The organism is Bacillus cereus group sp. RP32 (genome assembly GCF_040459735.1).
Taxonomy (GTDB): Bacteria; Bacillota; Bacilli; order Bacillales; family Bacillaceae_G; genus Bacillus_A; species Bacillus_A wiedmannii.
In genome coordinates, this window is sequence record NZ_JARVHO010000001.1 from 113,379 (window position 1) to 126,939 (window position 13,561).

The window sequence follows — 13,561 nt, forward strand, 5'->3', positions numbered from 1 at the left end:
CTTTTTGTATGGCAACTTTAGCAGTTGATGCGGTATCTGTTGGCTATAATGAAGGGTTAATTATTGATGGATTAACAGTTGAAATTCCGGAAGGGAAAATTACAACAATTATTGGACCAAATGGTTGTGGGAAGTCCACATTATTAAAAACAGCTTCTCGTATTTTGAAGGCGAAAAAAGGTACTGTTTATCTTGACGGAAAAGCAATTGAGAAACAGCCAACGAAAGAAATCGCAAAGAAAATGGCAATTTTACCACAGACTGCAGAAGTGCCAACTGGCCTTACTGTGTTTGAACTCGTTTCATATGGACGCTTTCCTCATCAAAAAGGGTTTGGAACGTTGAAAGAAGAGGATTATCGTTACATTCATTGGGCACTTGAAGTGACGGGAATGACAGAATTCGCAAATCGTTCAGCAGAGGCGTTATCAGGTGGACAACGTCAACGCGTATGGATTGCGATGGCTCTTGCACAAGGGACAGAATTACTCGTATTAGATGAACCGACAACGTACTTAGATATGGCTCATCAATTAGAAGTATTAAACTTATTGAAAAAGTTAAACGAAGAAGAAGGTAGAACGATTGTTATGGTTATCCATGACTTAAACCATGCTTCTCGTTTCTCAGATCATATGATTGCATTAAAAGCAGGTAAGTTAATGAAGCAAGGAACGCCAGACGAAGTGATGACGAGTGAAACACTTCGCAGTGTATTTGAGATTGAAGCTCAAATCGTTCCGTGTCCAGTAAACTGTAAACCAATTTGTTTAACATATGATTTAGCGATGATTAGTAATCAATTGCGTAAAAAAGCATAAATAGAATCCCCCTCGTAAAGAGGGGGCTTCTAATGGACGTTGAGCTTCTTATTAGTAAATAGGAAGTTGAACACCCGTTAGAACGGGGCATAAGCAACGATTAATCAATATATATTTATTAATTGTTAATCTTGTTTCTTATAGTTCACTGTAACTTATAAGAGAAATACAGCTAGAAGGAGTGGGAACATGAAGAATTTTAAAATGGCGTTATTAGCAATGGTACTAGTCGTTACTTCTGTACTATTTGCAGCTTGTTCTAACAAAGAAGAGAAGAAAGCAGATGCGAAGGATGCGAAGACTGAAGAGCGCACTGTACAACATGCAAAAGGGGAAATTAAAATTCCTGCAAATCCAAAGAAAATTGCTGACCTTAGTGGTTCAACAGAAGAATTATTAATCTTTGGTATGAAACCAATTATTACTGCTAATACATCTCAAGAAAAAATTGATGCACATATTGAAAAGAAATTAAAAGACGTAAAACCAGTTGGTTCTGCTTGGGGCGATAAAATTAACATCGAAGCAGTAGCTGCTGCAAAACCAGACTTAATTCTTGTAAACAATCGTCAAGAAAAGATTTATGATCAATTATCTAAAATTGCACCAACAGTTATGTTAAAAACTCCATTAGACCAATGGCGTCCGAAATTCGAAGAAGTAGGTCAAATCTTCGGTAAAGAGAAAGAAACGAAAGAATGGTTCAAACAGTATGATGAAAAAGCAAGCAAATTACATGATAAAATCGTTGCGAAAACTGGCGATGCTAAATTTATGAAAATGGCTGCATATCCAAATGCTTTCCGCGTATACGGTGACTACGGTTACGGTAGCGTAATCTTTAATGATTTAAAATTACCAGCAGTTAAAGGTACACCAACGGATAAACCACTAGTACAAGTACAAAAAGAAGCCTTAATCGATTACAACCCGGATTACTTATTCGTATTTACAACTGGTGACGGTTCTCAACGTCTAAAAGAATTCCAAGAAGAATCAATTTGGAAAAACATGAACGCTGTTAAAAACAACCACGTATTTACAATTAAAAACGAAGACGTAAACAAAGGTTACTTCCCTCTAGGTAAAGAAATGATCTTAGATGAAGTTGCTGAATTCGTTTTAGGGAAATAATGTATAAACAGAAATCACTTTTACTTCGGTAAAAGTGATTTCTGTTTATATAAGGGCAATTAATATAGTCTTTCATTTCTTTCTGTTTCCTATTTCGTTTATAATATATAGTAAGAATGCAGTAAAGAAAGGGGGATGTCGGAAGGTGGTATATTTAAACGACAAACTCAGCGAAACAAAAGTGTTTAAAGACCCGGTACATAAATATGTGCACGTGCGCGATCGTGTTATTTGGGATTTAATCGGAACGAAAGAATTTCAACGCTTGCGCCGTATTAAGCAGCTTGGAACGACATTTTTTACATTTCACGGTGCAGAGCATAGTCGCTTTACTCATTCGTTAGGTGTATATGAAATTATTCGTCGTATGATTGATGATGTGTTTGATGGCAGACCAAACTGGAATGCTGAAGATAGATTGTTATGTTTATGTGCGTCATTACTTCATGATGTCGGTCACGGCCCGTTTTCTCACTCGTTTGAAAAAGTATTTTCATTAGATCATGAGAAATTTACGCAAAAGATTATCGTTGGAGATACGGAAATTAATCGTATATTAAGCCGCGTGGATAAAGACTTTCCGCAAAAGGTAGCCGATGTAATCGCCAAAACATCTACGAATAAATTAGCGATTAGTATGATTTCCAGTCAAATTGATGCAGATCGTATGGACTATTTATTAAGAGATGCGTATTTCACAGGCGTAAAGTATGGAAACTTTGATATGGAACGTATACTGCGTGTCATGCGTCCGTACGGGAATCAAGTAGTCATTAAAAATAGTGGTATGCATGCTGTTGAGCATTATATTATGAGTCGTTATCAAATGTATTGGCAGGTATACTTCCATCCGGTAACGCGCAGTGCTGAAGTTATTTTAACGAAGATTTTACACCGTGCAAAATCATTGCACGAGAAGTATTATACATTTAAAAATCATCCGGTTCATTTCTATTCTTTATTTGAAGAAGAAGTAACAGTAGAGGATTATTTAAAGTTAGACGAGAACGTTATGTATTATTACTTCCAAGTATGGCAAGACGAAGAAGATCCAATTTTAAGTGATTTATGCCGCCGTTTTATGAATCGAAACCTATTTAAATATGTAGAGTTTACAGATAAGCACGGTTTAGATAATTGGATGGAATTAAGTAGCTTATTTAAAAAGATTGGACTTGATCCAGAATACTATTTAGTAGTTGATTCAACATCAGACTTGCCGTACGACTTTTACCGTGCTGGTGAAGAAGAAGAGCGTCTGCCAATCTTACTTCTTATGCCAAATGGAGAGCTTAGAGAGCTTTCGCGTGAATCGGATATTGTTGAGGCAATTACTGGTAAGAAGAGAAGGGATCAAAAACTATTCTATCCGCATGATTTAATCTATGAGGATGGAAGAAAAGGAAAATATAAAGAGAGAATCATCGAATTACTAGAAGGAAAAAAATAAGAAGCAGCTAAGAGCTGCTTCTTATGAAAGAACTTGAAATTATTTGTCGCTTAAGCGTTTTCCGCCAACTGCATAATGGTTTTTAGACATTTCTTCGATGAAAACAACGATGTTTTCTTCAGGAGCACCAGTTGTTTCGCTTACTGCTGCTGTTACTTTCTCAGCAAGAGCTTTCTTTTGTTCCTCTGTGCGTCCTTCTAGCATTTTCACTGTTACGTATGGCATATATAATCGCTCCTTTTATGTAAGTTACACTCTTATTATAGCGGATTATGGGGAAGAACAATCGAAAAAACAAATATTTTCTTTTTTGACATATTGAAGAGGAGATGAATCATGGATCAGTTATTTAGATACCCATTGCAACAAATTCCGTTGGTAGCAATGGCCATTATTATTGCGTTATCAGTGCATGAATTTGCGCATGCATATGTTGCATATAAATTTGGAGACGATACAGCAAAGAAGCAAGGACGTTTAACATTATCACCGATGGCGCACTTAGATCCTATTGGGATGATCGCTGTATTAATTCTTGGTTTTGGTTGGGCAAGACCTGTTCCTGTTAACCCATATAACTTTAAAAGGCCGCGTCTTGCAGGTATATTAGTTTCAATTGCAGGCCCAATTAGTAACTTAATTTTAAGTGCAATTGGTTTAATTATTTGGTATAGCCTATTAACATTTGGTGTATTAGACTCAATTCCATTTGCAGTAGCGGATACATTGGCTCAATTCTTCCGAATTTTTATTATGCTTAATATCGTATTACTTGTATTTAACTTATTGCCAATTCCGCCACTTGATGGGTATCGAGTTGTGGAAGATCTAGCACCAACAAATATTCGTGCGAAAATGACACAGTATGAAAAGTATGGAGCAATAGCGTTATTAATTCTTGTTATTACACCGCTTAGCAATTATACAATTCAACCTATTTTTAATGTTGTCATTCCATATGTATTTGTATTTTTAGACAGTATCATTGCGCCTATTTTTGGCCTTTTATAATCATTAAGTGAGGAGGAGTTTACATATGACAGAGAAAAAGAAAAAAATCGGTTTTAATATCGTGAAAAATGATTCAACAGATGGACATGGTGGTTTTGGTGTTGGAGCATTAAGTCTAGAAAACATTTCACCTGTATTTGTCGATGTACTAGAGAAAACAGCATTTGTTGATATCGGTGCAATGCATGCACGTAGTACAGTCGAAAAAGGTATTAAGTTTTTAACAAATAAAGATGAAGTTCCAAACGGAAAACCATTTTGGCTTGTGTGGGTAACGATTGAAAGAACGGCGACAGGTGCTTATTATGCAGGTGTAACAGCTTGTGAAATGACAGTTGACCGTGAAATTCGCCGCGGATATAAATCACTTCCAGAGCACGTAAACAAAATGGATAAATCAATGAAGCGTTACATTATGGTTGACCATATGGATGAATCATCTAAAAAAGTACTTGGTACATTCTTGAAAGAACATAATGAAGCGATTTGGAACGAATCTAGTGAAGAATTGCGCCGTGCATTATTAAGTGAATAAAAAATAGCTGACGGATGCCCGTCAGCTATTTTTTTTACCAAGGAAGATATTTTTTCCACCAACTTGTTTTCTTCTTTTCTTCAGTTGTCTTTTCAAATTCCTCTTTGTCATCGACATGATCCATACAATATTCAGTTGGTTCTGTACCTTTTGCGAAATACATTTTAACTGAAATGGGACAATTTTTTGTAGCGATTTTTCCGTTTTCAGGGTTAATATCGACTGCAACGACGTCACTTGGTTGTTTAAACTCTTTTTGAGGTTGTCCATTTAAGCCTTTTTCCATCGTATCGGTCCATATTTTTTTCGCATATCCTTGTTCTGCTACGTTTGAAATCGATTTAGGTTGATCGTATCCAACCCATACACCCGTTACGATTTGCGGGGTAAATCCTATCATCCAACTATCTGTTTCAGTAGAACCGGATTTTCCGGCATATGTTCTTGATAGTTTAGATAACATCGATTGACCAGTTACAGCAGCATAGCTGCTCAGTTTTTTATTAAACATGCCCGTCATCATTTCTTCCATTACAAACGCTTTGCTTTTATCGAGAACTTGTTTACTCTCCAAATGAGCATCGTATAGCATGTTTCCTTCCTGGTCCATAATGCGGCGAATAAACATCGGTTTTACTTCTTTCCCGCCGTTTGCGAACATGCTATAAGCGTTAACCATTTCAATTGGTTTTACAGGAGATGTACCGAGAGCGAGAGACGGAACATCTTTTAATGCGGTAGTAATACCGAATTGCTTCGCTGTTTTTGTAAGAATGTCTTCACCTAAAAATAAATTGGTCTTCACGGCATATACGTTATCAGAGACCGCAAGAGCTTGCGCCATTGTTACAAAATCGTCTGCATAATAGTCTTTATAGTTTTTCGGTTTATACTTTGAAACACCGTCACCTAAAGTGAACACAGTGTATTCGCTTTTTAAGCGCGTAGCAGGGGTGAATCCTCGTTCTAATGCCGCGTAATACAGGAATGGCTTAAACGTAGATCCAGGCTGTCGAGCGGCCTGTGTAGCCCTGTTAAATTGACTCGTATTATAATCAGTTCCACCAACAAGGGCAGCTACTTCACCTGTTTTTGGATTCATAGAGACGAGCGCAGTTTGTATGTTTGTTGTGTCAGGTATGTGATCTTTTACAGCTTGCTCTGCAACAGATTGTAATTTAGGGTCTAGTGTTGTATAAATACGCAGGCCACCCTTTTGTAAGGCTTGTTCATCTAATCCGATATCACGAAGAAGAGAAGCTTGTACAGCATCTTGGAAATAAGGTGCAATCTCTGCCACTTTTTTTGTATCTAATGAGGCAAAAGTTAGTGGCTCTTTTTTTGCTGACGTTGCTTGTTTCTTCGTAATGTAACCTTGTTCTACCATTTCGTCTAATATGAGAGATTGTCGTCCTTTCGCACGATCCTCTTTTAAAAAGGGAGAGTAGACACTAGGTCCTTTCGGGATACCTGCGAGCATACTAGCTTCCGCTAATGTTAATTCTTTTGCTGTTTTATCGAAATATAGACGAGACGCAGCTTCGATTCCGTAAGCACCATGCCCGTAATAAATTGTATTTAAATATCCTTCTAAAATATGATTTTTATTATAGTTCACTTCAAGGCGAATTGTGTACATCGCTTCTAATAGTTTACGTTTCCACGTTTTATCATGATCTAAGTATAGGTTACGAGCATACTGTTGTGTAATCGTACTAGCACCTTGGACCTTTGCCATCGCTTTTAAATCGGCAACAATAGCACCAGCAATACGTTTCATATCAAAGCCATGATGTTTGTAAAATCGTTGATCTTCGATAGAAAGTGTCGCCTCTTTTACATAAGGAGAAATTTCATTGAGAGATACATTGTAACGTTTTTGCATTTCATTACTTTGTCCGATAACAGTGTCATCATTAGCGTAAAAGACACTTGTTTGTGGGACAGCAACAGGAGGAGGTCCCATAATTTTTGCAACTATAATAATAACAAAAAAGGAAAAAACGAAAAAAAGAACAGAAGAAAACATTACGGTGAAGAAAAGACGTTTATATTTTTTAAGTTTCGGATTCATAGTTTGATCCATCTTTTTCAGCCCCTCAATACTAATACAAACATTATTGTATTAGTATTGAGGGTTTTCGGTTATTTTAAACAATGAAATTTCGAAAACAAAAAGCTCCTTCAATTAAGAAAGGAGCTCAAAGGCACGTGCTGGCCAATCGGTAATAATGACATCTACGCCATAGTCAATCATAGTTTGTAAATCTTTGTATTCGTTAATCGTATAAGGGCGGAAAACGTACCCTTGATTTTGTGCAAATTGGACAAATTCTTTTGTTAATAATTGAAAGTTTGGGTGTAAACCAGTTGCGTTTCTATTTTTTGCTTCAGCAATCGGATCAGCAAGTGGTGTGTCATATAAAATTGCTCTCGGGATTTCAGGAGCTATTTCTGCTAATAATGAAACAGAGTCGTGGTTAAATGATGAGAATATAATTTGATTAGATAGATGGTATTCACGAACGAGAGCAACAGCTTTTTCTTCAATAGTTGGATAGTGGATAACATCTGTTTTTAACTCAATATTGAGCTGTAAATTTGTCGTAGATAACCAAATGAATACTTCACGTAACGTTGGGATTTTTGCTTCATGGAAAGAAGGTTCTTTATGGCTACCAGCATCTAAAGCTTGTAATTCCGCTACCGTTTTTTCAGAAACAAGACCTATGCCATTTGTTGTGCGATCTACTGTTTCATCGTGAATCACGACAAGTTCACCATCTTTTGATAGGTGGACATCAAGCTCAATGCCGTGGGCACCAATGCGTTCTGCTTCTTGGAAGGCAATCATCGTATTTTCTGGATGTGTTCCTTTTACCCCGCGGTGGGCGAAAATAAGTGGTTTATTCATACGGAAATCTCCTTATCGTTTCTTTTCTTTCATTATGAAACTGCTTTTGGAAAAATACAATTGAATGGGATAAACATTTACAAAAGTCTAACAGTTGCACAAAAGTTAACGTTAACGTAAAATGTAATAATTGAGTGAAGGGAGGAATAAACATGTATAAAATTGATGAAGTCACAAAGCAAGTTGGTTTAACAAAACGTACACTTCGTTATTATGAGGAAATTGGTTTAATTCATCCCCCTGAACGTAGTGAGGGGAACATTCGCCTGTATACGGACGAGGACATCGCCAGAATTAAAAGGATTGTAGAAGCGAAAGAAGTGTTAGGGATTACACTTCAAGAAATGCAACATTTTTTATCGTTAAAAGAAAGAATGGAGCAAAGAAGAAATAGTGAGAATCCTCGTGACCGCGAAGTGATTCAAGAAATTAAAGAGATGCTTGAAAAACAAGTGCAAACACTAGACGAGAAAATGGATCAAATGCAGCGTGTAAAGGCGGAACTCGAAGATAGCCTACATCGTGCAGCGACATTTTTAGAGAGTACAAAAGGAGAATGATCAAAATGGAGAGCAAACAAAAATTAGGGAGATTGATTACAGTGGTGGCTACCTTCCTTGCCTTTTCGGGTATAGGGGTAGTCGACCCAATCTTACCAATTATTGCTGAGCAAATTGGTGCATCGCATTGGCAAGTAGAGATGTTATTTACAGCATATATTTTAACGATGGCAATTATGATGTTACCAGCTGGAATATTCGCATCAAGATTTGGTGATAAACGAATGATGACGATCGGTCTTGCGATTGTAACTGTATTTGCGTTTATATGCGGTATATCGCAAACGATTGCCCAATTATCTATTTTCCGCGCGGGGTGGGGATTAGGAAATGCGATGTTCTTCGCAACGGCGATGACATTATTGATTGCATTAAGTAAAGAAGTTCATGAAGCAGTAGGACTATATGAAGCAGCTATCGGTTTAGGGATGGCAGGCGGACCGTTATTAGGCGGGATATTAGGTGGACATTCTTGGCGTTACCCATTTTTTGCGACGAGTATTTTAATTTTCTTAGCATTTATTTTAGTTTTCTTTTTTGTAAAAGAACCGGAGCGAAAAGTGAAACGTAAGGCGGCAGGCGTAGGGGAATTACTTAACCTGGTGAAATATAAGCCGTTTATGCAAGGTGCGATTTCAGGAATGTTATACTACTACGGATTTTTCGTTGTGCTAGCATATTCACCACTTATTATGCATTTATCTGCTATTCAATTAGGGTTTGTATTTTGCGGATGGGGATTAGCGTTAGCTTACGGTTCTGCAATTTTGGCTCATAAGCTAGAAGGGAAATATGAACCGAAAGCATTGTTGAAAGGTAGTTTACTCGTATTTGCCCTTTTCTTAATCGCACTATTCTTCGTGAAAGTTATGTGGTTACAAATTGTATTAATTGTTCTATCGGGATTAGCATCTGGGTTAAATAATGCATTATTTACAAGTTATGTAATGGATATTTCACCTTATGAAAGATCTGTTACATCAGGTGTTTATAACTTCGTTCGTTGGTTAGGTGGCGCAATTGCTCCAATCTTATCAGGAATCATCGGCCACACTGTTTCACCGCAAAGTCCGTTTTTAGTCGGTGGAATTGTTGTGTTAGTCGGTTGTGTAATGATTTTAATTCCGGTTCGAAAGCCGGTAGAAGTAGAGACAAAAGCCCTTTCTTAAGAAAGGGTTTTCTTTCCTATTACAGGGCAATCCCTTTTCGTACATATGTTAGAACCCTCTGACTAAAATATATTTTCGGTATTTTTGTACTTTTAACTATACTTTTTGGATGTTTTGTTTTATTTTTGTTAGGGGACATTAATGATGTCCCTATTATAAATTTGCATTGAAAGGCGTGATTGTACGATGGAACTATGGTTCACTGAAAAACAAACAAAACATTTTGGGATTACGGCGCGTATTAACCGCACATTACATACGGAGCAAACAGAATTCCAAAAACTTGATATGGTTGAAACGGAAGAGTTCGGAAACATGCTTATTTTAGATGGCATGGTTATGACAACAGAAAAAGATGAGTTCGTTTATCATGAAATGGTAGCGCACGTACCTTTATTTACACATCCAAACCCTGAAAACGTATTAGTTGTAGGTGGTGGCGATGGCGGTGTTATTCGTGAAGTGTTAAAACACCCAAGCGTAAAGAAAGCAACTCTTGTTGAAATCGATGGAAAAGTAATTGAGTACTCTAAACAATACTTACCATCAATTGCAGGCGCACTAGATAATGAGCGTGTAGAAGTAAAAGTAGGAGACGGTTTCCTACACATTGCAGAAAGCGAAAATGAATATGACGTAATTATGGTAGATTCTACTGAGCCAGTAGGACCAGCAGTAAATCTATTTACAAAAGGCTTCTACGCTGGAATCTCTAAAGCGTTAAAAGAAGATGGTATTTTCGTTGCACAAACGGACAACCCTTGGTTCACACCAGAACTAATTACAACTGTGTTTAAAGACGTAAAGGAGATTTTCCCAATTACTCGTTTATACACAGCGAACATTCCAACTTACCCAAGTGGTCTTTGGACGTTCACAATTGGATCTAAAAAACATGATCCATTAGAAGTGAGTGAAGAGCGTTTCCACGAAATCGAAACGAAATACTACACAAAAGAATTACACAATGCAGCATTCGCATTACCGAAATTTGTTGGCGATTTAATTAAGTAAGAGCGTTAAATTGAAATAAATAAAGTGTAAGTGACTCATTTAAGGTGTTTGTCTAGAAGGCTTGAACATGCTAGTTACTTACACTGCTACAAATGAAGTAGTCTTCTTGTAAGAAAAAGAAGGCACAGGTAAATCGAGAAAGAGGAGTTATAGGCTCCAAATTTGAGAAATAATGAAAGGTTGGGATACCTTAAGTTCCACACAAGGAGGAAAAGAGTATGCGTTTTGATGAAGCTTATTCAGGTAAAGTATTTATTAAAAGTCATCCAAGTTTTGAAGAGTCAGAGGCAGTTATTTACGGGATGCCAATGGATTGGACAGTAAGCTACCGTCCAGGTTCTCGTTTTGGCCCTGCACGTATTCGTGAAGTGTCAATCGGTCTTGAAGAATATAGCCCATATTTAGATCGTGAACTAGAAGAGGTAAAATATTTTGATGCGGGTGATATTCCATTACCATTTGGAAATCCACAGCGTAGCATAGACATGATTGAAGAGTATGTATCAAAACTTTTAGATGCCGATAAGTTTCCACTAGGTCTCGGCGGTGAGCACTTAGTGTCTTGGCCAATTTTTAAGGCAATGGCAAAAAAATATCCGGATTTAGCAATCATCCATATGGATGCTCATACTGATTTACGTGAATCGTATGAAGGGGAGCCTTTATCCCACTCTACACCTATTCGTAAAGTGTGCGATTTAATTGGTCCGGAAAACGTATATTCTTTCGGTATTCGTTCTGGAATGAAGGAAGAATTCGAATGGGCAAAAGAAGTAGGTATGAACTTATATAAATTTGACGTATTAGAACCGTTAAAAGAAGTATTACCGAAACTTGCAGGACGCCCAGTTTATGTCACAATCGACATTGACGTATTAGACCCAGCTCACGCTCCAGGAACAGGAACGTTAGAAGCTGGAGGTATCACATCTAAAGAATTATTAGATTCCATCGTGGCAATTGCAAATTCAAATATAAATGTAGTTGGAGCAGACTTAGTAGAAGTAGCTCCTGTCTACGACCATAGTGATCAAACACCAGTCGCAGCAAGCAAATTCGTGCGGGAAATGCTGCTCGGTTGGGTGAAATAAAAGCGGAAGTGGCTCGTTTAGAATGTGAGGGGGAAGAAGCGAAGCCACCGATCATTCTAGCCGCTATAGCTGGATAAAATAAGAGCCTCCTATATGAATAGGGAGCTCTTATTTTGTCGTTATGTGTCGGTAAGTCGATATATTAAAAAAATCGCTGATATAATTTCATTTACCGTTACACGACAAGAAAAAGAGCTACTCTCAAACAATGAGAATAGCTCTTTTTCTTATGCAACTTTCTCTTCCGAGGTAATGCCGCGAATTTCATCAGCAGAACGAATTGGATATTTGCGGAATACGATTGATCCGATGTATCCAACAATAGTGGTAACGATTCCACACAGTACAGCAGCAATTGTTACTTTTACAACGTCATTAAATCCGAATAAGACAAGAAGTCCTGGGATTGGTGATGCTGTTCCTGGTGCATTATTAACGAGCTGGAACAGAGATGTAATAATACCAGCAAGTGCACCGCCAACGAAGTTTGTCGCATAAATTGGAATTGGATTTGCTGAAACAACATCGGCTTGTGTTAAAGGCTCGATTGCTACAGCGATTGTGTCTTTTTTTGAGCAAATTTTTAGTCGCTTAAAGAAAATAAAGTTCATCGGGGCTGAGGCTGCTACGGCAAGACTACCAATTGCCATTGGTAAACCTGTTAATCCAAGCATTGCAGTTAGTGCCATAGAACTTAATGGAGAAGTAGAAATAACTGTTATTAATCCACCAAGCATAATACCCATAATGATAGGACTTTCTGTAGTTGCAACTGAAATCATAGAACCGATTTTACCGAGCGTTGCATTCACGAGCGGATCCATAAGCATGGCCATTCCGCGTGAGATTGGTGCGGCAATAAATAAAATTGCTAAAAACTCTACACCAGCCGGTAATTTCTTTTCGAGAAATTTCACGACGAAGGCGCAAACGTATCCAGCGAAAAATCCTGGTAAAATACCGAATCCGCTAGTAGCGATACCGATTAAAACAGCATATACGGGTGAAACACCGATTGCTAGTGCGACTAAAATTGCCGCTGCGACACCGCTCATACTACCAGAAGCTTCTCCTACTGATTGTAAAAAGTCATTATGAAACATCTCTCCACCGATATAACGGTGAAATGCTTCAATAAGAAAACTTGCGATTGCTGCATTAGCTAAAGCACCCATTGCTTTCATTCCGTAAGGAGCACGGTAACTAAAAAGTGTAAATAGACAAAGTGCAACAAGTAATAGTGCTAAACCTTGCAAGATAGCCATTTGAAAACTGTCTCCTTTGATTTTTGTAATAAAAATTTGTATCATTCAATAATAATATAAAAGTTCATGAAACGGAAAAATTTTTTATTGGGAAATTGCTATAAGTTGAAAAACCCTTACAATAATGTAAGGAAAGTGTAAGACTTTTCAATAGAGTATGGTATGCCTTTTTCCGTATAATACAGGTATAGACATAAGATTAGTGAGAAAGAAGTGCAAACAGGAGGCGCATGTATGAAATTGGTAATTAAAGTTTTAGCTGTATTCGCCATTCTTTTAGGTGGAACAGCGTACTATTTAAACACGAAAACAGAAGGTGTGCATGCTTTTGTAGACAACTTCTTTTCAAATAAAGAAATACAAGATTATTATGCGGTTATAAATAAAGGTGAGAAAAAAGACGGTGAATACTTGTATACATTTAAAGGGTATACAGAAGACGGAAAGTTACAAGTTGTGAAAAGAATGATGAACCGTGAATTGCATACGGGGGCGTTTATAAAAATTTATGCAAAAGGTATGCAAGGAAAAGGATGGGCTGAAATCCCAAAAGAATCAATTCCGCAAAAAGCGTTGGAAAAAATAGAAAAACCGTAA

The 13,561-nt window shown here is 37.4% G+C and carries 14 protein-coding genes; 10 read left to right on the forward strand and 4 right to left on the reverse strand.

Translation table 11 applies throughout. The features are described 5' to 3' along the window. The first annotated feature begins 8 nt into the window (after positions 1 to 8). The 3 genes from QCI46_RS00560 (at position 9) to QCI46_RS00570 (ending at position 3,405) form a co-directional block, all read left to right on the forward strand. Complete coding sequence (locus QCI46_RS00560; RefSeq protein ID WP_000212066.1) at positions 9 to 821, forward strand: ABC transporter ATP-binding protein; 813 nt, start codon at positions 9 to 11, stop codon at positions 819 to 821. Positions 822 to 1,010: 189 nt separating this feature from the next. After that, positions 1,011 to 1,955, forward strand: coding sequence for an ABC transporter substrate-binding protein (locus QCI46_RS00565; protein WP_087983731.1), 945 nt, complete (start codon positions 1,011 to 1,013; stop codon positions 1,953 to 1,955). A gap of 145 nt (positions 1,956 to 2,100) precedes the next feature. After that, on the forward strand, positions 2,101 to 3,405 hold the full coding sequence (locus QCI46_RS00570; protein ID WP_000262747.1) for an HD domain-containing protein: 1,305 nt from the start codon (positions 2,101 to 2,103) through the stop codon (positions 3,403 to 3,405). A gap of 39 nt (positions 3,406 to 3,444) precedes the next feature. Here the strand turns inward: QCI46_RS00570 and QCI46_RS00575 are convergent, their stop codons facing one another. Continuing rightward, positions 3,445 to 3,630, reverse strand: a complete 186-nt coding sequence (locus QCI46_RS00575) for a 2-hydroxymuconate tautomerase (protein WP_001147171.1) — start codon at positions 3,628 to 3,630, stop codon at positions 3,445 to 3,447. A gap of 111 nt (positions 3,631 to 3,741) precedes the next feature. On the opposite strand from QCI46_RS00575, the gene QCI46_RS00580 reads away from it, so the two are divergent. Together QCI46_RS00580 and QCI46_RS00585 are read left to right on the forward strand one after the other, a co-directional pair. Then, entirely contained in the window at positions 3,742 to 4,416 is a 675-nt protein-coding gene (locus QCI46_RS00580; RefSeq protein WP_000372469.1) for a site-2 protease family protein, read from the forward strand. Positions 4,417 to 4,441: 25 nt separating this feature from the next. Beyond that, positions 4,442 to 4,951, forward strand: a complete 510-nt coding sequence (locus tag QCI46_RS00585; protein WP_087983730.1) for a YwhD family protein — start codon at positions 4,442 to 4,444, stop codon at positions 4,949 to 4,951. A gap of 34 nt (positions 4,952 to 4,985) precedes the next feature. On the opposite strand, the gene QCI46_RS00590 is transcribed toward QCI46_RS00585, so the two are convergent. Next, positions 4,986 to 7,037, reverse strand: coding sequence for a transglycosylase domain-containing protein (locus tag QCI46_RS00590; protein WP_353839373.1), 2,052 nt, complete (start codon positions 7,035 to 7,037; stop codon positions 4,986 to 4,988). A 102-nt stretch (positions 7,038 to 7,139) separates the two neighbouring features. Further along, complete coding sequence (locus QCI46_RS00595) at positions 7,140 to 7,865, reverse strand: glycerophosphodiester phosphodiesterase (RefSeq protein WP_353839374.1); 726 nt, start codon at positions 7,863 to 7,865, stop codon at positions 7,140 to 7,142. 152 nt (positions 7,866 to 8,017) lie between these two features. On the opposite strand from QCI46_RS00595, the gene QCI46_RS00600 reads away from it, so the two are divergent. The 4 genes from QCI46_RS00600 (at position 8,018) to speB (ending at position 11,699) form a co-directional block, all read left to right on the forward strand. Further along, complete coding sequence (locus QCI46_RS00600) at positions 8,018 to 8,425, forward strand: MerR family transcriptional regulator (RefSeq protein WP_088065047.1); 408 nt, start codon at positions 8,018 to 8,020, stop codon at positions 8,423 to 8,425. A gap of 5 nt (positions 8,426 to 8,430) precedes the next feature. Next, on the forward strand, positions 8,431 to 9,594 hold the full coding sequence (locus QCI46_RS00605; RefSeq protein WP_327958568.1) for an MFS transporter: 1,164 nt from the start codon (positions 8,431 to 8,433) through the stop codon (positions 9,592 to 9,594). A 186-nt stretch (positions 9,595 to 9,780) separates the two neighbouring features. After that, the gene (gene speE, locus QCI46_RS00610) at positions 9,781 to 10,608 is read left to right on the forward strand and encodes a polyamine aminopropyltransferase (RefSeq protein ID WP_000424696.1); all 828 of its coding nucleotides are present in this window, start codon (positions 9,781 to 9,783) and stop codon (positions 10,606 to 10,608) included. Between the two features lie 218 nt (positions 10,609 to 10,826). Then, entirely contained in the window at positions 10,827 to 11,699 is an 873-nt protein-coding gene (speB, locus tag QCI46_RS00615) for an agmatinase (protein WP_001209823.1), read from the forward strand. Positions 11,700 to 11,926: 227 nt separating this feature from the next. On the opposite strand, the gene QCI46_RS00620 is transcribed toward speB, so the two are convergent. Further along, complete coding sequence (locus QCI46_RS00620) at positions 11,927 to 12,964, reverse strand: PTS sugar transporter subunit IIC (RefSeq protein WP_353839375.1); 1,038 nt, start codon at positions 12,962 to 12,964, stop codon at positions 11,927 to 11,929. A 234-nt stretch (positions 12,965 to 13,198) separates the two neighbouring features. On the opposite strand from QCI46_RS00620, the gene QCI46_RS00625 reads away from it, so the two are divergent. Further along, positions 13,199 to 13,561, forward strand: coding sequence for a YxeA family protein (locus QCI46_RS00625; protein WP_353839376.1), 363 nt, complete (start codon positions 13,199 to 13,201; stop codon positions 13,559 to 13,561).